The 18702-nt window shown below is 70.4% G+C and carries 19 protein-coding genes; 4 read left to right on the top strand and 15 right to left on the bottom strand.

The window, feature by feature from the left end; genetic code table 11:
• Positions 1–47 precede the first annotated feature (47 nt).
• Genes ACN6M5_RS02230 through ACN6M5_RS02210 form a run of 5 tightly spaced genes read right to left on the bottom strand, consistent with a single transcriptional unit; the run spans position 48 to position 5171 of the window.
• Complete coding sequence (locus ACN6M5_RS02230; RefSeq protein WP_434948358.1) at positions 48–998, bottom strand: NAD(P)/FAD-dependent oxidoreductase; 951 nt, start codon at positions 996–998, stop codon at positions 48–50.
• A gap of 7 nt (positions 999–1005) precedes the next feature.
• Positions 1006–2523 (bottom strand): glutamate--tRNA ligase, encoded by a 1518-nt coding sequence (gltX, locus tag ACN6M5_RS02225; protein WP_434948357.1) that lies wholly within the window; start codon positions 2521–2523, stop codon positions 1006–1008.
• Between the two features lie 12 nt (positions 2524–2535).
• Positions 2536–3303 (bottom strand): fumarylacetoacetate hydrolase family protein, encoded by a 768-nt coding sequence (locus tag ACN6M5_RS02220; protein ID WP_085370284.1) that lies wholly within the window; start codon positions 3301–3303, stop codon positions 2536–2538.
• 24 nt (positions 3304–3327) lie between these two features.
• On the bottom strand, positions 3328–4224 hold the full coding sequence (locus ACN6M5_RS02215; protein WP_434948356.1) for a ketopantoate reductase family protein: 897 nt from the start codon (positions 4222–4224) through the stop codon (positions 3328–3330).
• Positions 4221–5171: a LysR family transcriptional regulator gene (locus ACN6M5_RS02210; protein ID WP_434948355.1), complete on the bottom strand. Its 951-nt coding sequence runs from the start codon at positions 5169–5171 to the stop codon at positions 4221–4223. The genes ACN6M5_RS02215 and ACN6M5_RS02210 overlap by 4 nt, the downstream gene beginning before the upstream one ends.
• A 74-nt stretch (positions 5172–5245) precedes the next feature.
• Here ACN6M5_RS02210 and ACN6M5_RS02205 point away from each other — a divergent pair, with 74 nt between their 5' ends.
• Positions 5246–6352, top strand: coding sequence for an aminotransferase class V-fold PLP-dependent enzyme (locus ACN6M5_RS02205; RefSeq protein WP_434948354.1), 1107 nt, complete (start codon positions 5246–5248; stop codon positions 6350–6352).
• Here the strand turns inward: ACN6M5_RS02205 and ACN6M5_RS02200 are convergent.
• From ACN6M5_RS02200 to ACN6M5_RS02190, 3 genes are all read right to left on the bottom strand, one after another.
• On the bottom strand, positions 6349–7479 hold the full coding sequence (locus ACN6M5_RS02200) for a branched-chain amino acid aminotransferase (RefSeq protein ID WP_434948353.1): 1131 nt from the start codon (positions 7477–7479) through the stop codon (positions 6349–6351). The two genes, ACN6M5_RS02205 and ACN6M5_RS02200, sit on opposite strands and share 4 nt — an antisense overlap.
• 38 nt (positions 7480–7517) lie before the next feature.
• Positions 7518–8582, bottom strand: coding sequence for a 3-isopropylmalate dehydrogenase (locus ACN6M5_RS02195; protein ID WP_085370277.1), 1065 nt, complete (start codon positions 8580–8582; stop codon positions 7518–7520).
• A 100-nt stretch (positions 8583–8682) separates the two neighbouring features.
• The gene (locus ACN6M5_RS02190; RefSeq protein WP_434948352.1) at positions 8683–10215 is read right to left on the bottom strand and encodes an MFS transporter; all 1533 of its coding nucleotides are present in this window, start codon (positions 10213–10215) and stop codon (positions 8683–8685) included.
• Positions 10216–10274: 59 nt separating this feature from the next.
• Here ACN6M5_RS02190 and ACN6M5_RS02185 point away from each other — a divergent pair, with 59 nt between their 5' ends.
• Positions 10275–10817 carry a TetR/AcrR family transcriptional regulator gene (locus ACN6M5_RS02185; protein ID WP_143465954.1) on the top strand — a complete coding sequence of 181 codons (543 nt, stop codon included), beginning with the start codon at positions 10275–10277 and terminating at the stop codon, positions 10815–10817.
• On the opposite strand, the gene ACN6M5_RS02180 is transcribed toward ACN6M5_RS02185, so the two are convergent.
• The 3 genes from ACN6M5_RS02180 to serA all read right to left on the bottom strand — a co-directional run bounded on the left by ACN6M5_RS02180 (position 10814) and on the right by serA (position 14275).
• On the bottom strand, positions 10814–12049 hold the full coding sequence (locus ACN6M5_RS02180) for an RNA polymerase sigma factor (protein WP_434948351.1): 1236 nt from the start codon (positions 12047–12049) through the stop codon (positions 10814–10816). The two genes, ACN6M5_RS02185 and ACN6M5_RS02180, sit on opposite strands and share 4 nt — an antisense overlap.
• A 34-nt stretch (positions 12050–12083) precedes the next feature.
• A complete protein-coding gene (locus ACN6M5_RS02175; RefSeq protein WP_434948350.1) occupies positions 12084–12449 on the bottom strand; it encodes a YciI family protein in 366 nt (121 codons plus the stop codon).
• A 233-nt stretch (positions 12450–12682) separates the two neighbouring features.
• Positions 12683–14275 carry a phosphoglycerate dehydrogenase gene (gene serA / locus ACN6M5_RS02170; RefSeq protein WP_085370271.1) on the bottom strand — a complete coding sequence of 531 codons (1593 nt, stop codon included), beginning with the start codon at positions 14273–14275 and terminating at the stop codon, positions 12683–12685.
• A gap of 259 nt (positions 14276–14534) precedes the next feature.
• Between serA and ACN6M5_RS02165 the strand changes: the two genes are divergently transcribed.
• On the top strand, positions 14535–14924 hold the full coding sequence (locus ACN6M5_RS02165) for a DoxX family protein (RefSeq protein ID WP_434948349.1): 390 nt from the start codon (positions 14535–14537) through the stop codon (positions 14922–14924).
• Between the two features lie 51 nt (positions 14925–14975).
• Here ACN6M5_RS02165 and ACN6M5_RS02160 read toward each other — a convergent pair whose 3' ends face one another.
• Positions 14976–15665 (bottom strand): TetR/AcrR family transcriptional regulator, encoded by a 690-nt coding sequence (locus ACN6M5_RS02160; RefSeq protein ID WP_434948348.1) that lies wholly within the window; start codon positions 15663–15665, stop codon positions 14976–14978.
• Positions 15666–15725: 60 nt separating this feature from the next.
• On the opposite strand from ACN6M5_RS02160, the gene ACN6M5_RS02155 reads away from it, so the two are divergent.
• Entirely contained in the window at positions 15726–16187 is a 462-nt protein-coding gene (locus ACN6M5_RS02155) for an anthrone oxygenase family protein (RefSeq protein ID WP_434948347.1), read from the top strand.
• 76 nt (positions 16188–16263) lie between these two features.
• Here the strand turns inward: ACN6M5_RS02155 and ACN6M5_RS02150 are convergent, their stop codons facing one another.
• The 3 genes from ACN6M5_RS02150 to ilvN all read right to left on the bottom strand — a co-directional run bounded on the left by ACN6M5_RS02150 (position 16264) and on the right by ilvN (position 18701).
• Complete coding sequence (locus ACN6M5_RS02150; RefSeq protein ID WP_434948346.1) at positions 16264–16992, bottom strand: copper homeostasis protein CutC; 729 nt, start codon at positions 16990–16992, stop codon at positions 16264–16266.
• A 131-nt stretch (positions 16993–17123) separates the two neighbouring features.
• Positions 17124–18152 (bottom strand): ketol-acid reductoisomerase, encoded by a 1029-nt coding sequence (ilvC, locus tag ACN6M5_RS02145; protein WP_085370264.1) that lies wholly within the window; start codon positions 18150–18152, stop codon positions 17124–17126.
• A 39-nt stretch (positions 18153–18191) separates the two neighbouring features.
• On the bottom strand, positions 18192–18701 hold the full coding sequence (ilvN, locus tag ACN6M5_RS02140; RefSeq protein ID WP_055892785.1) for an acetolactate synthase small subunit: 510 nt from the start codon (positions 18699–18701) through the stop codon (positions 18192–18194).
• Between the last annotated feature and the right edge of the window lies 1 nt (position 18702).

Below are 18702 nucleotides of genomic sequence, written 5' to 3'. Positions count from 1 at the left end.
CCGAAGCCCGGGCACGAGAGTCAACTTTATCCTACGCCGACCCTCAATTACAAAACGGCGATCCCGGGCGCGCCGTCGATCGCGAGTCCGATGAGGTCACGGTTGATCGCCGAGGCCGCGACCGCTCCGGAGCCCGCGGCCACGATGAGCTGCTGGGGGCCGGGAGGCGTCGTCTCGCCGACCGCGTACACCCCGGGCACCGAGGTGCGGCCGTGGGCGTCCGTGAGCAGGTAGCCGTCGCTGTCCGCGTCCAGGTCGAGCCCGGCCGCGTATGCGAGCGACGGGGTCCAGACCGGGCGCACGAAGCCGCCCGCGCGGTCGATGACCGTGCCGTCCGCCAGGCGCACGCCCGTCATTGTCCCTCGCTCCCCCACCACGTCGTCGATCGCGCGGCGCTCGACGCGCACGCCGAGCCGGGAGAGCACCCGCTCGTCGTCGTCGCTTATCGTTCCGACGCCGTTGGTGAAGACGATCAGATCGTCCGTCCACTGCGTGAGCAGCATGGCGCGCTCCGCGAGGTCGTCCGTCTCGCCGATCAGGGCGAGTGGCGCATCCGCCTTTTCGTAGCCGTCGCACTCCACGCAGCTGTGCAGCTGGGTGCCGTAATACGCCCGGATGCTCGGCACGGCGGGCAGCGTCTCCTGCAGCCCCGTGGCGATCACCACCGTCTGCGCGAGCACGTCGATGTCCGCTGCTCCTCTGACGCCTTTCGCGCGCACCCGGAAGCCGTCGCCCTCCACCTCGATGCTCTGGGCGACGGCGAACGTCACCTCCCCGCCGTCGTACGCCTCGACCTCTTCGCGGCCGAGGCGGCGCAGTTCGAGCGGGGCGATGCCGTCGCGGGTCAGGTAGCCGCGGGCGACGAGGGTCGCCGCGTGCCTGGGCCGGTTGCTGTCGACCACGAGCACATCGCGGCGCGCCCGCGCCAGGTTGAGCGCAGTGGACAGCCCGGCGGGGCCGCCGCCGACGACGACGACCTCGTGTGACTCCCGTGGCACGGCGCGCCTATCCGAGCGAGGCGGACAGCTTGTCGAGGCGCGCGATGCTCTCGGCCTTGCCGAGGATCTCCATCGACTCGAACAGCGGCGGCGAGATGCGGCGGCCGGAGACGGCGACGCGGAGCGGGCCGAACGCGACGCGCGGCTTCAGCCCGAGAGCCTCGATCAGCGCATCCCGGAGGGCGGACTCGATGTTCGCGTGGTTCCACTCGTCGAGCGGCACCAGTTCGAGCGCGCCGATGGAGGCGGCGAGCACCTCTCCGGCGTTGGCGGGCAGCGAGGCGCGCGCGTCGTCCTGGATCTCGAGCGACGCAGCGTCGGTGAACAGGAAGCCGAGCATCGCCGGGGTCTCGCCGAGCAGCTGCACGCGCTCCTGCACCAGAGGGGCCGCCTCGGCCAGGATGGCGCGCTGGGCGTCGGTGAGCGGCTCCGTGAGGATGCCGTCCGCCACCAGGTACGGGATGGTCCGCTCCGCGAAGTCCCCGACCTCCAGCAACCGGATGTGGTCACCGTTGATCGACTCCGCCTTCTTCTGGTCGAAGCGCGCAGGGTTGGGGTTGACGTTCACCACGTCGAACGCCGCGACCATCTCGTCGATCGAGAACACGTCGCGGTCGTGCGTGAGAGACCAGCCGAGCAGCGCCAGGTAGTTGACCAGCCCCTCCGGGATGAACCCGCGGTCGCGGTGGTGGAACAGGTTGGACTCCGGGTCGCGCTTGGAGAGCTTCTTGTTCCCCTCGCCCATCACGTACGGCAGGTGGCCGAAGCGCGGCACGAACGTGGTGATGCCCGCGTCGATCAGCGCGTGGTACAGCGCGATCTGGCGCGGCGTCGACGAGAGCAGGTCTTCGCCGCGGAGCACGTGGGTGACCCCCATCAGCGCGTCGTCCACCGGGTTCACGAACGGGTAGAGCGGGTGCCCGTTCGGGCGCACGACGACGAAGTCGCTGAACGATCCGGCCGGGAAGGTGATCTCGCCGCGCACCAGGTCGTCGAAGCTGAGGTCGTCGTCCGGCACGCGCAGGCGCAGAGCCGGCTGGCGGCCCTCTGCACGGTACGCGGCCTTCTGCTCGTCGCTGAGGTCGCGCTCGAAGTTGTCGTAGCCGAGCTTGGGGTCGCGGCCGAGCGAGACGTTGCGCGCCTCGATCTCCTCGCCGGTGGCGAAGCTCTCGTAGATGTGGCCGGACGCCTTCAGCTTCTCGATCACATCGCGGTAGATGTCGTAGCGCTCCGACTGGCGGTACGGACCGTCCGGTCCCCCGACGTTCACACCCTCGTCCCAGTCGAGCTTCAGCCACGTGAGCGCCTCGATGATCTGGCCGTAGCTCTCCTCGCTGTCGCGGGCAGCATCCGTGTCTTCGATGCGGAAGATGAGCTTGCCGCCGGTGTGCCGCGCATACGCCCAGTTGAACAGGGCGGTGCGGATCAGGCCGACGTGCGGCGTGCCGGTCGGCGACGGGCAGAACCGGACGCGGACGTCGGAGCCGGTTGCGGTGGAGAACGGGTGCGAAGTGGAGTCAGACATACTCCCTCAATCCTACTTGGCGGCCCGCACCGGATTCACGAGGGAGCCGACGCCTTCGATCTCCACCTCGACCGTGTCTCCCGCGACAATCGGGCCGATGCCGGCCGGCGTCCCGGTGAGGATCACATCCCCGGGCAGCAGCGTGAAGACGCTCGACGCGTACTCGACGATGGACGGGATGTCGTGCACCATGTCCGCGATCGTGGCATCCTGCTTGAGCTCGCCGTTGACCCGCGTGCGCAGGTAAGCGTCCGGCTTCAGCTCGGTCTCGATCACCGGGCCGAGCGGGCAGAAGGTGTCGAAGCCTTTGGCGCGCGTCCACTGGCCGTCGGTTTTCTGCAGGTCGCGGGCGGTGACGTCGTTGGCGACCGTGTATCCGAAGATGTACTCGTGCGCGTCCTTCGCGGAGACGTTGCGGGCGATTTTCCCGATCACCACGGCGAGCTCCCCCTCGAAGTCGACCTGCTTCGACTGGGGAGGCAGCACGATGGCGTCGCCCAGCCCGATGACGGCGGTGTTCGGCTTGAGGAACAACAGGGGCTCCTCCGGCGCGTCGCCGCCCATCTCCGCGGCGTGGTCGCGGTAGTTCTTGCCGACGGCGACGACCTTCGAGCGCGGGATGACCGGCGCGAGCAGCGCGCCGACCTTGCTGAGCGGCACCCGCTCCCCCGTGGTGTCGAATCCGGCGAACATCGGGTCTCCGGCGAGGACGACGAGGGCGTCCTCGTCGACGATGCCGTAGTCGATGGATCCCTCATGGCTGAAGCGCGCGATTTTCACGCTCCCGAGCCTACTGCCCCGCCGTCAGGCCACGCTCAGCGCACTGACGATCCGCTCGACCGCCGGGGTCGGGATCCCGTTGGCCGCGCCGATCCTCAGCAGGGCGCCGCCGAGGGCGTCCAGTTCGTTCGGCGCACCGGCTGCGAGGTCCTCCTGCAGCGAGGTGCGCATCCCGCCCGGCACCCCGGACAGCGTCTCGACGAGCTGCCGCGTCGTCGCGGGGACCCCGGATGCGTTCGAGCACGCCACCACCTCGGAGAGCAGCGCCTCCGTCAGCTCGGGGTCCTCGCTGAGGGCAGCGGCCACCGGCTGCCGCCAGTACGAGGTGAGCAGCGCGATCGACGCGAGCATCCGGAACTTGCCCCAGAGCACCTCTCCCTCCGTCCCGCGCACGCGCACGGCCGGGCCGGCCGCGGTCAGCGCCGCGACCGACGCGAACCCGGCAGCGGGCTCGGGCACCTCGATCCGCACCCAGGGGCTCCGCAGGTCGATCGCCGACGGGGATGCGCGGAGCGCGGACACCGCGATGCTCGCGCCGGCCACGGGCACGCCGGGCAGCGCATCCCGCAGCTGCCCCATGTGCTCGACGCCGTTGAGCAGCGACAGCACCTCGGCGGGCCGCGCCGCTGCGATACCGGGCAGCACGTCGTCGAGCCCGTACGTCTTGGTCGCGACGATGACGCTCGCACCCTCCGGCACGTCGACGCTGGCGGGCACCCGCTCGACACCCGTGCCGAACCTCTCCGCGGCGGCCCCTCCCGTGTCGCGCAGCTCGATGCCGTTCGCCTCGATGGCGGAGACGGTCGCCGGCCGCCCGACGGCGACCACGTCTTCTCCTGCGCGGTGCAGCAGCCAGGCGACGAGTCCCCCGACCGCCCCCGGTCCGACGACGGCGATCACGGGACGCTGCTCGGTGCTCATGACACCGATGCTAGCGACCAGGCGGCCCCGTCGAGCTCGAGCAGTGCGGACGCCGTGCTCGCGATGGCGGGCACCGCGTCGGCGCCGACGGCCCCGACCAGGTTCACCGTGCGGTGGTCGTGGTTGACGGTGGGCCGGATGACCACCCCGTCGTTGTGCCCGGCGGAACCGATGGCGAGCGACGGGATCAGGGCGACGCCCACGCCCTCGGCGACCATGCTCACCACCGCAACGAAGTTGTCCGTCTCGTAGGCGATCCGTGGCACGAAGTCGCGTGCGTCCGTCAGTTCGAGCAGGTGGCCGCGGCAGCGCGGGCAGCCGGCGATCCACGACTCGGTCGCCAGGTCGGCCAGGTCGACCGCCTCCGCGTCCGCGAGCCGGTGCCCTGCGGGAAGCACGAGCAGCATCTCGTCGCGCCAGACCGGGATGACCGCGAGTCCGCGCGCGCTCTCCCGGTGCGGGTCGACCCGGTCCCCCGGATAGCTGAACGTGATCGCGAGATCCGCTGTCTGCGCGCGAACGGCAGCGACGGCCTCGGGCGGCTCCGCCTCCGTGTACGTGATCCTCACCCCGGGATGCGCCGCCCCCATCGTGCGCAGCAGCCGCGGCACGATGGTCGACGACGCGGACGGGAACGCCGCGAGCCGCATCCGCCCCGACCGGAGACCTTGCAGGTCGGCGAGCTCCCCGGCCGCAGCATCCAGTGCCGTGGTGACGGTCGTGGCGTGGCGGGCGAGCACCCTGCCGGCCTCGGTCAGCCGCACGCCGCGTCCCGCCCGGGTGACCACGGGCATCCCGAGCCGGGCTTCGAGCCGTTTGAGGTGCTGGCTGATGGCGGGCTGACTGTAGCCGAGCGCGTCGGCGGCGCGGGTGATCGAGCCGTGGTCGGCGATGGCGCGCACGACGCGCAGGCTGTGGGAGTCGAGATCGTCGAGGGACACACGCACACATAACCACAGGTGATGGATACGATTCAACACCTGCTCTTCTCGAATAGGTTCGGGATCGGCACGCTGGAGGCATGCCAGCACCCGTCATCGTTCCGCAGCCGCTCGGCGATGCGCGAGCCGCCTTCGTCGGCGGGGCCGGCTACCTGGCCGCGTGCACGCAGGGCCTTCCGCTGCGGGCGACGCTCAGCGCATCCCGGGCCGAGCTGGACGCCTGGGAGCGCGGAGAGGCCACCCCGGCCGCGTACGGCGCCGCCGTCGAGGAGGCGCGGGCCACCTTCAGCAGCATCGTCGGCGTCCCGGCCGACCGGGTGGCGATCGGCTCGCAGGTCTCCGCCATCGCCGCGACCGTCGCCGCATCCGTCCCGGACGGCGCGGAGGTGGTCTGCGTCGACGGCGACTTCAGCTCGATGGTCTTCCCGTTCCTCGCGCAGAAGCACAGGCGCGTCACCGTCGTGCACGCGCCGCTCGACCGCGTCGCCGACGCCATCGGCCCGCGCACCAGGCTGGTCGCCTTCTCGCTCGTGCAGTCAGCGACGGGGGCTGTCGCGGACGCCGACGCGATCATCGCCGCCGCGGCCACGCACGGCGCGCTCACCTTCGCCGACCTCACCCAGGCCGTCGGCTGGCTCCCGGTCGACGCCTCCCGGTTCGACCTCACCGCCTGCCACGCCTACAAGTGGCTGTGCGCCCCGCGCGGCTCGGCCTTCCTCACCGTGGGCGACCGGATGCTCGACGAGCTGCGACCCGCGCAGGCCGGCTGGTTCGCCGGAGACGATCCCTGGGCGTCCTGCTACGGCCCGGACATGCACCTGGCCCGGGATGCGCGCCGCTTCGACGTCTCCCCCGCCTGGCCGGTCTGGCCGGGCACCGCCGCCGCGCTCGCATTCTTCGCCGGGCTCGATCAGAACGCGGTGCACGCATACACGAGCAGCCTCGGCGACGCCCTCTGCGACCGCCTCGGCCTTCCGGCCCTCGGTCAGGCGATCGTCACCTGGCCGGATGCGGACGGCTCCGATCTCGCCGCCCTCACCGCCTCCGGCATCCGGGCGTCCGGACGCGCCGGGCGTGCCCGGGTGGCCTTCCACCTCTGGAACTCGCCCGACGACGTCGCACGGGCCGGCGACGCGCTTCCCGCGAAGGATCGCGGAAGCGCAGGGCCGGGGCCGTCAGGCTCCTAGCCGTCGAGACGCATCATCCAGTTGTGGCGGTCGCGCACGCGGCCGTACTGGATGTCGGTGAGCTCCTCGCGCAGCGACATCGTGAGCTCCCCGGGAGGGGCGGTGATGTCGCCGACGGTGAACGTGTCCGACTTGAGCTCGCCGATCGGGGTGATCACGGCGGCGGTGCCGCAGGCGAACACCTCGACGATGTCGCCGGACTCCACGCCGACGCGCCACTCGTCGATCGTCACCTTGCGCTGCTCGACCTTGTGACCGCGGTCGCGGGCCAGCTGCAGCACGGACTCGAGGGTGATGCCCTCCAGGATGCTGTCGGACTCGGGGGTCACCAGGGTGCCGTCCTTGTAGACGAGCACCACGTTCATCCCGCCAAGCTCTTCCAGGTACTTGCCCTCCACCGAGTCGAGGAACAGCACCTGCGCGCAGCCGTGCTCGGCCGCTTCGGCCTGGGGAAGCAGGCTGGACGCGTAGTTGCCTCCGGTCTTCGCCGCTCCCGTTCCGCCCTTGCCCGCGCGGGACCAGTGGTCGGAGAGCCAGATCGAGACCGGGTTCACTCCGCCGGAGAAGTACGCGCCGGCCGGGCTCGCGATCAGGTAGTAGGCGACCTTGTTCGCCGGGCGGACGCCGAGGAACGCCTCCTTGGCGAACATGAAGGGACGCAGGTAGAGGCTCGTCTCCGGCTGGCTCGGCACCCAGTCGCCGTCCACGGCGATGAGCTGCTTGAGCGAGTCGATGAAGTAGTCGACCGGGAGCTCCGGCAGCGCAAGGCGGTATGCCGAGCGCTGCATCCTGGCGGCGTTCGCCTCCGGGCGGAAGGTCCAGACCGAGCCGTCCTCGTGACGGTAGGCCTTCAGACCCTCGAAGATCTCCTGCGCGTAGTGCAGGACGGCGGCGGACGGCTCCAGCTGGATCGGGCCGTACGGCGAGACGCGCGGCCGGTGCCAGCCACCCTTGACCGACCAGCACAGGTCCACCATGTGGTCGGTGAAGTAGTTGCCGAAGCCCGGGTTCGCGAGGATCTCCTCACGCTCGGCTGCGCTGCGCGCCTCCTCGTTCCTGGTGACGGCGAAAGCGAGACCGCTGGGGGTCGGTGCTCCCGTGAGGGTGATGCTGGTCGGAGATGTCATGAGAATCCTTTGCGCTGCGCTCGTTCGAAGCGGATGAACTAATTCTGCGCCACGGCGGTGGCGATCGCGTCGCCGATTTCGGCGGTGGCGCGGGATGCTGTGCCGCGGCTGGCGAGGTCGGCGGTCACCGCCTGCTCCACCCGCTCCGCGAGCTCCACCCGTCCGAGGTGTCGGAGCAGGAGTGCTACGGAGAGGATCGCAGCGGTGGGGTCGGCCTTCTGCTGGCCTGCGATGTCGGGGGCCGATCCGTGAACCGGCTCGAACATGCTGGGGAATTCGCCTGCAGGGTTGATGTTGCCCGAGGCCGCCAGTCCGATGCCGCCGCTGATTGCGGCCGCGAGATCGGTGAGGATGTCGCCGAAGAGGTTGTCTGTGACGATCACGTCAAATCTAGCAGGATTCGTGACCAGGAAGATCGTGGCGGCGTCGACGTGCAGATAGTCGACCGCCACCTCCGGATGCTCGGCGGCGACAGCGTCCACGATCCGCTTCCAGAGCGAGCCGGCGAAGGTGAGCACGTTGGTCTTGTGCACGAGCGTGAGCTTCTTGCTGCGCTGCTCCGCCTGGTCGAAGGCGTAGCGGACGACGCGCTCGACGCCGTACGCCGTGTTCACGGAGACCTCGTTGGCGATCTCGTGCGGCGTTCCCTGGCGGATGGCGCCGCCGTTGCCGACGTACGGTCCCTCGGTGCCCTCGCGCACGACGACGAAGTCGACGTCGCCCGGGTCGGCGAGCGGGCTGGCGATGCCGGGAAACAGCGTGGTCGGGCGCAGGTTGACGTAGTGGTCGAGCGTGAAGCGGAGCTTCAGCAGCAGCCCGCGCTCGATGTTGGCCCCGGCGAGGCGGGGGTCGCCCGGCACGCCGCCGACGGCGCCGAGCAGGATGGCGTCGTGCTGCTTGATCGCATCCAGATCGGTGTCGGTGAGCACGTCGCCGGTCTCGAGGTAGCGCTGAGCGCCCAGCGAGAACGGGGTCTTCGAGAAGGTGAGTCCGCTGCCCTCCGTGACGGCGTCGAGCACCTTGACCGCCTCGGCGACGACCTCCGGTCCGATCCCGTCTCCCGGGATGACGGCGAGCTTGACGACGGACGGGGACTCGGACATGGCACTCCTGCTGTTCGTTGCGGGCGGACCATCCCAGACTACCGGCGAGCGACCGGGTGGATGCGCGCCAGCCGGATGCGCGTCAGCGCCCGGATCCGCGTCAGCGCCCGATCTTCCGCAGCGAGAACACCGCGAGGGCCGCCGCGGCCACCATGAGCCCGACGCCGATGCCGGCGGTCAGGGCGACGCCGGAGTCGAACGCGGCGCGCGCGGACGCCAGCAGCTGCTCGCCCAGGTCGCCGGGCAGCTGACCGGCCACGGTCGTCGCACCGCCGAGGGTCTCCCCCGCCGCGTGCGCCTGCGCGCTGGTGAGGCCGTCCGGCAGCACCACCGCCGAACGGTACGACGCGGTGAGGATGGTGCCGAGCGTCGCCGTTCCGAGCACGGCGCCCAGTTCGTACGCCGTCTCCGACACTGCGGAGGCCGCACCGGCCTTCTCGGCGGGAGCGCTCGTCAGGATCAGCTCATTCGAGACCGTCTCGGCCGCGCCGATCCCGAGCCCGAGCAGGACGAACGACAGGATGAGCACCCCGGCCTGCGCATCCCCACCCGACAGGGCGACCACGAGGTAGCCGACCGCCGAGATCAGCAGCGCGACGGGCACCACGATCGCCGCCCGCACGCGCCGCGCGATCGGCACCACCACCAGTCCGGCCACGATCATCGTGGCGAGACCGGGGATGAGCACGAGGCCGGCGTCGATCGGGCTGAGGCCGAGCACCAGCTGCAGATGCTGCGACACGAAGAAAAGGTAGCCAACGAGCGACACCACACTCAGCAGGTTGATCAGCACGGCGCCGCTGAACGACGCCCGCCGGAACAGCCGCATGTCGAGCATCGGGATGGGCCTGCGCAGCTGCCTGCGCACGAACAGCCAGCCGGACACGGCCCCGATCACGATGGCGAGCACCCCGGCCACGGAGAGTCCGTCGGAGGCGAGCGACTTGATCCCGTACACGATGGGCGCCATCGTCAGCAGCGACAGCAGGATGCTCGGGACGTCGATCGGCCCGGGGTTCGGGTCGCGAGACTCGCGTACCAGCAGCGGGGTGAGCACGAGCAACGGGATGAGCACGGGCACAGCAAGCAGGAACACCGATCCCCACCAGAAGTGCTCGATGAGCACGCCACCGACGATCGGGCCGAGGGCCGAGCCGGCCGCGAACCCGGATGCCCAGACGGCGATGGCGAGCCTGCGCTGCTCCCGGTCGGTGAAGATGCTGCGCAGCAGCGACAGCGTGGACGGCATCAGCATCGCGCCGAAGAACCCGAGGCTGGCGCGCGCGGCGATGAGCCACTCGGTCGTCGGCGCGAAGGCGGCGCCGACGGAGACGACGGCGAACCCGGTGGCGCCGATCAGCAGCAGCTTGCGGCGGCCGATCCGGTCGCCGAGGCTGCCCATCGAGACGAGGAGTCCCGCGAGCACGAGCGGATACGCGTCGATGATCCAGAGCATCCCCGTGCCGCTCGGTTCGAGCGCCTGGGAGATGGCGGGCAGCGCGAAGCTGAGCACCGTGTTGTCGACGGAGACCAGCAGCACGGGAAGCATCAGCACAGCGAGCGCCACCCATTGACGCGCACCGGCGCGGGGCGCGACGGCGGGCGTTGGCGTGATGATGCTCGGCGTGGACATGTAGCAACTGTACCGTCTGGACGGTACAGTAAGCAAGCCGGAGCGGCTACCATGTGCACATGGCAGAAACCCCCTCCGCCCGCGACCGCATCCTCGACGCGTTCGAGGAACTGCTCGCCGAGCAGAGCGAACGCGCCGCGACCCTCGACGCCGTCGCCGCCCGCGCCGGCGTCTCCAAGGGCGGCCTGCTCTACCACTTCGCCTCGAAGGACGCGATGGTCGACGGCGTCCTCGCCCGGCTGAGCGCGCACGTCGACGCCGACCTCGACCGGATGCGCTCCGCCCCGGAAGGCCCCGTCGCCTACTTCATCCGCACCTCGGTGCCCACCGACAACGACCTCGAACGCTCCATCGTCGCCGTCGCCCGCCTCGCCCAGAGTGCGGACAGCAGGGCACGGGATGCGCTGTCCGCGATGCAGCGCTCCTGGCTGTCCATCCTCGAATCGTCGGTCGGCGACCCGCTCGTGGCCCGCATCATCATGCTGATCGGCGACGGGATGTACTACAACACCGCTCTCCTGCCGGACACGAACGCGGTCCTGCGCAGTGAGACGGACATGGACAGGGTGATCGAGCTGGTGAAGCGGCTGGCCGACTCCTAGGAGCCGAGCCCCTCGAGCCGGGCCTGCAGGAACCGCCGCACCCGCGCATCCTGGGCGGCCTCGATCGCCGCGGCGTACGCGTCCGCCGCCCGCGCGTCCCCCGCCAGCCGCAGCAGGTCGGCGCGCACCGCGAGCGCCTGCGCGGCGACCACCCCGTCGAACAGCTCGGGATGCGCATCCAGGTCGGCGAGCGCCGCCTCCGGCCCCGCGTCCGCGCTGTAGCCGCGCGCCACGACGCGCCCGAGCTGCGCGGCAGCGGACGGCCACCCCAGCACGAGCCCGTCGTAGAGCCGGGCGATCGCCGGCCAGTCCGTGGCCTCCCAGGTCGGCGCGATGCCGTGCAGCCCGGCGATGGCCGCCTGCAGCGCGAACCGGCCGGGCAGCCCGGCCGCCCCGCTCAGCGCGACGGTGGCGAGGCGCTCCCCCTCCGCCAGCATCCCCGCGTTCCAGCGCGACCGGTCGGCGTCTGCGAGCGTGACGAACTCGTCGGCGTCGGAGATCCTGGTCGTCTGCCGCGCCTCGGTGAGCAGCAGCAGGGCGAGCAGCGCAGCCGCCTCCTCGTCGTGGGGGCGGAGGCGGTACGCGTCCCTGGCCAGCTCGATCGCGTCGGTGCGGAGCCGTCCGTCCGCGCGGGCGTGGCCGACGGTGTAGAGCAGGTAGACGGTGGTGAGCGCATCCGGGAGCCTCGCCGTCAGAGCCGCGTCGTCGCCGGCGGTGAACCGCAGCCGGGAGTCGTGGATGCGCTTCTTGGCCCGCGTGAGCCGCGCGGCCATCGTCGGCTCCTGCACCAGGAACACCTCCGCGACCTGCGCCGTCGGCACGTCGCAGACGAAACGCAGCGCGAGGGCCACCCGCGTCTCCTCTGCGACGTCCGGGTGGCAGACGAGCAGGATCAGCTCCAGTCGCTCGTCGCCGGTGAACACCTCGTCAGCCTGCATGTCGATCTCCGCCTGCCGGTCGGCCGCGCGCGCAGCCTCGGCGGCGAGCATCGGCGCCGCGCGAACGGCGGTGCCCTCGCGCCGCCGCATGTCGACGGCGATGCGCTTGGCCACCGTCGTGATCCAGGCGGCGGCGTTCGCGGGCTCCCGTCCGGCCGCTTCTTCGGCGACGGCGCGGGCGAACGCCTCCTGCACGGCGTCCTCCGCGACCTGGAGGTCGCCGGTCGAGCGGGCGACAGCGCCCAGGATGCGCGGCGCATCCGTGCGGAAGGCACGCTCGGTGGCGGTGGTCACAGCCCATTCAAGCAAGCGGTGACCACCGGCACAATCAGTTGACCGAGCTCAGGACGAGGACTGGGAACAGCTCGTTCCAGCCCTCCGTCGGCACGAGCGCAGCCAGCTCGCGGGCCTGCTGCGGGGTGGCGGCGGTGAAGCTGTAGAACCCGGTGACGACCTCCTTGGTCTCGCCGAACGGCCCGTCGGTGAAGAGCGGGCTGTCGCCGTCCCTCGGGGTGATCCTGGTGGCTGCGCTGATCGGCTGCAGGGCGGCGCTCGCGACGATCTTCTCGCCGGCGGCGACCACCGCATCCTGGAACGCCCGGTGGCCGGCCATGCCTGCCGCCCACTGCTCCTCGGTCATCGCGGCCGGGTCCCAGTTCGGTTCCTTGATCAGCAGAACGTACTCGTCGGACATGATGTCTCCTTACGTCTCGCGCTCGCGCGCATCGGTGTGAACACCACTACGACGTCAGTCAACCGCGAAAATCGACAGCCCGCCCCACTTTTTTCTGCGCCTGCCTCCTCGGGTGCATCCGTTCTCGCGGAGAAGCGGCCGGCAGAACGACGAAACTCCGCCCGAGCGGAGTCCTCGGCGGCGTGGCGGCCGGAGACTCCGCTCGGACGGAGCGGGAACGAGTGCGGGTCCGGTCAGGACTCGGTGATGTCGATCTCCTGCATCAGGTCGGCGTCGATGGCGATGCGCACCTTCTCGAGCAGCCCATCCGGGATGCGCGAGTCGACCGTGAGCACGCTGAGCGCCTTGCCGCCCGCGGAGGTCCTGGCGATCTGCATGCCGGCGATGTTGATCTCCGCCTCGCCGAACTCCTGGCCGTAGACGGCGACGATGCCGGGACGGTCGTCGTAGACCATGACGATGAGGTGCTCCGCGATCGGGACCTCCACGTCGTAGCCGTTGATCTCGACGACCTTCTCGATCTGCTTCGTGCCGGTGAGCGTGCCGGACACCGACACCTGCGAGCCGTCGCTGAGCGCGCCGCGCAGGGTGATCAGGTTGCGGTACTCCTCGCTGACCGAGTCGGTGATGAGGCGCACCTCGATGCCGCGCTGCTCGGCGAGCAGCGGTGCGTTCACGTACGAGACGGTCTCGCTGACGACGTTGGTGAAGATGCCCTTCAGCGCGGCGAGCTTGAGCACGCTCACGTCGTAGTCGACCAGTTCGCCGCGCACCTCGACGTCCACGCTGGTGAGCGGGCTGTGGGCGAGACCGGAGAACACCTGGCCGAGCTTCTCGACCAGCGGGATGCCGGGGCGCACGTACGGGTCGATGACGCCGCCGGCGACGTTGACCGCATCCGGGACCAGTTCGCCGGACAGCGCCAGCCGCACAGACTTGGCGACGGACACGCCGGCCTTCTCCTGCGCCTCGTCGGTGGATGCGCCGAGGTGCGGGGTGACGACGACGTTCTCGAGCGCGAGCAGCGGAGACTCGGTGGGCGGCTCACTGACGAACACGTCGAGCCCGGCGCCGGCGATGGAGTTGGTGGACAGGGCGCGGTAGAGCGCATCCTCGTCGATCAGCCCGCCGCGGGCGACGTTGACGATGAACGCGGTCGGCTTCATCAGCGCGAGCTGGTCGTCGCTGATCATGCCGGTGGTCTCCGGCGTCTTCGGCATGTGGATGGTGATGAAGTCGGCCTCGGCGAGCAGCTCGTCGAGCGTGACCAGCTGAACGCCCAGCTGCTGAGCACGGGCGGAGGTGACGTACGGGTCGAACGCGATCACGCGGGTGCCGAACGCCTGCAGGCGCGCGGTGATGAGCGCGCCGATGCGGCCCAGCCCGATGATGCCGACGGTCTTCTCGTAAACCTCGGTGCCGGTGTACTTCGAACGCTTCCACTGCCCCTGCGCCAGCGCGTTGTGCGCGGCGGGGATGTGCCGGGCGAGGCTGAGGATGTGGCCGACGGTGAGCTCGGCGGCGGAGATGATGTTGGAGGTCGGCGCGTTCACGACCATGACACCGGCGTTGGTCGCCGCCTTGATGTCGACGTTGTCGAGCCCGACACCTGCACGCGCGATGACGCGCAGCTTGGGAGCGCCGCCGATGACCTCTGCGTCGACCTTGGTCGCCGACCGCACCAGGATGGCGTCGGCGTCGGCCACCGCGGAGAGCAGAGCAGCCCGGTCGGTCCCGTCCACACTGCGGATGTCGAAGTCCGGCCCGAGGGCGTCGACGGTGGCGGGCGAAAGTTCTTCGGCGATCAGCACGACCGGCTTTGTCACGTGGCAGTTCCTTAGTTTCGGAGCAGACTTGGGAGAAAGCGCCACTGGCCATTGGGGCGCGGATCGCAACAACTCTACCGGCTGGGCGGGGGTGCCTTTCGCCGCGTTACGTCTGGCTGCGCGGCCCGTCAACACCTCCGCGTCCAGCGCCCCACGGCACGCACGACTCATGCAGGAATGACGATCCGTGCGCCAGAAACCGCGCGTTTGGCTCGCCTCGCGCGCGGCGCACTGTGGAAGGCAGGGCAGACTGGGAGGCGTGACCGCCTTCGAAACCGTCCAGCTCGTCGTGCGGATCGCGCTCGCGTGCGTGTTCGTGGGGATGGGCGTCCTGCACTTCGTTCCCGGGCCCGCCCGCGGAATGGCCGCGATGATCCCGCCCAGGATGCGCTGGGGTGCGCCGTTCAGTCCAAGCGTCCTCGTCGTATTGACGGGTGTGTGCGAGCTGGCGGGCGGCATCGGCCTGCTCGTGCCGTGGACGCGGGTGGCGGCGGCGATCTGCCTCGCGGTGTTCCTCGTCGCGGTGTTCCCCGCCAACGCGTACGCGGCGCGGCACAAGGAACGGTTCGGCGCGTTCGGCACCCCGCTCATCCCGCGCCTGCTGCTGCAGGTGCTGCTGATTGCGCTGTGCGTGTTCTGCGCGCTCTGAAGGCCGCCTCCGGTGCATCCCGCGCCGGGTCGCTGATCGCGCCGCGCGTCTTCAGCGAGCTCTGAGGGAAGCCTCCAGCCCGGCGACAACGGTGGCCGCGCGGGTCACGTCGGCGGCGACCGCCGCGCGCAGGTGCGCGACCGGTGTGCGCGCCGCGAGTTCGCGGCGCAGGGCGACGGCCTGGATGTCGGTCAGCCCGACGAGCGCCGTGGCCGCGATCTGTGGCTCAGGGTCGGCGGCTTCGAAGCCGTAGCGGGCGGCGAGCGACTCGGCGGCCAGGGCGACCAGCGCATCCTGTTGCTCGCGCTGGTGGGCGCGCAACGACGGCGTCTCGGCGATGAGGGCGCCGAACCTGGCGGTCTTGTCGTATGCCGCGCGCTCATCCGGTTGGGCGGCGATCCAGTCGGTGAGACGTCCGAGTTCCCGGTCGAGCATCGTCGCGACCGCGGCGGCGGCCGGGGTGGTGTGGTCGGCCAGCGCGCGTCGCAGTCCTGCCTCGGTGGCGTCGCCGCGGTCGAGCAGCAGGGCCTCTTTGCTGGGGAAGTAGTTGAACACCGTCTTCTCGGAGACGCCGCAGACGCGGGCGATCTCTGCGACCTGGACCGCCGCGAACCCGCGCTCGACGAACAGTTCGGTGGCGGTGTCGGACAGCAGCCGACGCATCCTGCGCTTCTTCTGCTCGCGGAGGCCGAGCTGCTCCCCCGCGTCGTCGTGGTCCCAGACCACCGTTCGGTCGCTCATGCCATTGATTTTACAGCAACCATATTTATACTGTCACTGTAATTATCGAAAGGAGTCAGCGTGTCCGCTCTTCTGGTGGCCGGCATCGTGCTGGTGGGGTTGGTCGTCGGCGTGTACTGGGGGCCGTGGATCGCGCTCACCCGCACCATCGCGACGTTCGAGCCTGCTGTGCTCCTGCCGCTCGTCGCGCGGCTCAGCGCGAACCTCGCTCCCGTGATGACCGTGCTGATGCCGCTCGCGCTGCTCGTGGTGGCGGCCGCGGTCGCGGTCGCGGCGTTCGGGCATCCGGTCACGCTCATCCTGGTTGCGGTCGCGTTCGTGCTCCTTGCGCTCACCCTGGTGGTGACGATGGCGGTCGAGGTGCCGATCGTCAAGACCATCGAATCCTGGACCGTCGACACGCTCCCACCCAACTGGCGCGCACACCGCGACCGCTGGGTGTCGTTCCACCTGCTGCGCGTGGTCCCCGGCGTCGTGGCGCTCGCGCTGCTCGCCGCGGCCGCGGTGACGTACCCGCTCTGACCCCGCGCACCGGATGCGTTGGCGCGGCACCGCTGACACGGCGCGGCCGCGTTGCCGCCGCCGCACGCTCCCCCGCTCAGTACGCGGCGGCCAGTGCCTCCCGCACGACCGCGGCGTCCGTCACGTCGTACGAGGCCGCACCGCCGCCGGGGCCGGACGGCGAGCCCGTCACGGTCGTGCGCGCCGAGAGGTGCACCGCATCCACGCCGGTCGCCGCGATGCCTGCGATGTCGGTGACGCCGACTCCCCCGCCTGCCATCACCTGCACGCGGCCGGCGGACTCGGCGGCGAGGGCGGCGAGCATCCCGACGCCGTCGATGCTGCGGGATGCTCCTCCGGACGTCAGGATGCGGCGGACGCCGAGCGCGGCGAGCGTGTCGAGGGCGCCGAGAGGGTCCGGCGCGATGTCGATGGCGCGGTGGAAGGTGACGTCGAGGTCGCCGGCCTCGGCGACGAAGCGGGCGACCGCGTCCGTGTCCACGGCCCCGACGGCGTCCAGCGCGCCCACCACGACACCGGATGCGCCTGCGCGCCTGGCGTAGCGGATGTCGGCCAGCGCCAGCTCCACCTCGTCGGCGTCGTAGACGAAACCTCCGGCGCGGGGGCGGATCAGGACGTGCACGAAACCGTCGTGCCCCGCGCTCTGCGCTTCGGCGACCGCCGCCTCGATGAGGCCGGCGGAGGGCGTGAGGCCGCCGACGCCGAGCGCGGAGCAGAGCTCGATGCGGTGGGCGCCCGCCTCCAGGGCGACGCGAACGCCCGCCCTGTCCTGGACAGCGATCTCGACGGCGAGACGACGGGACACGGGAACCTCCGGGGTGTGGGCGCGAGCGTGGAACGCGCGCGATTAGAGCGTGAAAAGCAGAAGAGGTGCCGACCTCCGCCGGGGCGGAAGCGGCACCTCTTCAGAGTAGCCAGTCGGTCGCTAGGCGACGATCAGCGCGCGACCTCGCCGTCGACGTAGTCGTCGTCGTTCGACGCGTTCCAGGCGAACAGTTTGCGCAGCTCGCGGCCGGTGGCCTCGATCGGGTGCTGCTCGCCCTTCTTGCGGAGAGCGAGGAACTCCGGCGCCCCTGCATCCTGGTCGGCGATGAAACGCTCGGCGAACGCGCCGGACTGGATGTCGGCGAGAACGGCCTGCATGTTCTCCTTGACGTGCGGGTCGATGACGCGCGGGCCGGAGACGTAGTCGCCGTACTCAGCGGTATCGGAGACGCTCCAGCGCTGCTTGGCGATGCCTCCCTCCCACATCAGGTCCACGATGAGCTTGAGCTCGTGCAGAACCTCGAAGTATGCGACCTGCGGCTGGTAGCCCGCCTCGGTCAGGGTCTCGAAACCGTACTGGACGAGCTGCGAGACACCGCCGCAGAGCACGGCCTGCTCACCGAACAGGTCGGTCTCGGTCTCCTCGGTGAAGGTGGTCTTGATGCCGCCGGCGCGGAGGCCGCCGATGCCCTTGGCGTAGCTGAGGACGAGGGGCCACGCGTTGCCGGTGGCGTCCTTCTCGACGGCGACGATCACGGGGACGCCACGGCCGGCCTCGTACTCGCGGCGCACGGTGTGGCCCGGGCCCTTCGGGGCGACCATGATGACGTCGACGCCCTCCGGGGCCTCGATGTAGCCGAAGCGGATGTTGAAGCCGTGGCCGAAGACGAGCGCGTTGCCCTCTTCGAGGTTCGGCTGGATGTCGTCGGCGTAGAGGTGACGCTGCACCTGGTCCGGCGCGAGGATGACGATGACGTCGGCCCACTTCGCCGCGTCCGCGGCGCTCAGGACCTGGAAGCCTGCCTCTTCGGCCTTGGGCTTCGACTTCGAGCCCTCCTTGAGGCCGATGACGACCTCGACGCCGGAGTCGCGGAGGTTCTGCGCGTGCGCGTGACCCTGCGAGCCGTAGCCGATGACGGCGACCTTCTTGCCCTGGATGATCGACAGGTCAGCATCGTTGTCGTAGTAGATCTCAGCCACTGGGGGATTCTCCTTGTTCGTGTGGTTCTGCAGAAACGGTTAGTTCTTGAAAACGCGCTCGGTGATGGACTTCGAGCCGCGGCCGATCGCGAGGAGGCCGGACTGCGCCATCTCCTTGATCCCGTACGGTTCGAGCACCTTGAGCAGCGCCTGGGTCTTTCCGCTGTCACCCGTGACCTCGATCACGAGGGCGTCCGTGGCCACGTCGACGACGCGGGCGCGGAACAGGTTGACGGCTTCGAGCACCTGCGAGCGGGTGGTGTTGTCGACGCGCACCTTGATCAGCAGGTGCTCGCGCTGCACGGACTGCGCAGGGTCGAGCTCCACGATCTTGATGACGTTGATCAGCTTGTTCAGCTGCTTGGTGACCTGTTCGAGCGGCAGGTCTTCGACGTCGACGACGACCGTGATGCGGGAGAGGCCGTCGACCTCGCTCGTACCCACCGCCAGGGATTCGATGTTGAAGCCGCGGCGCGCGAACAGACCGGCAACACGGGTCAGCAGACCCGGCTTGTCCTCGACGAGGAGGCTCAGAACGTGCGTGCTCATG

The organism is Leifsonia araucanica (genome assembly GCF_051161895.1).
Lineage (GTDB): Bacteria > Actinomycetota > Actinomycetes > Actinomycetales > Microbacteriaceae > Leifsonia.
Note: the sequence above shows the minus strand (reverse complement) of the source record. Positions and strands in the feature narration are given on the sequence as shown.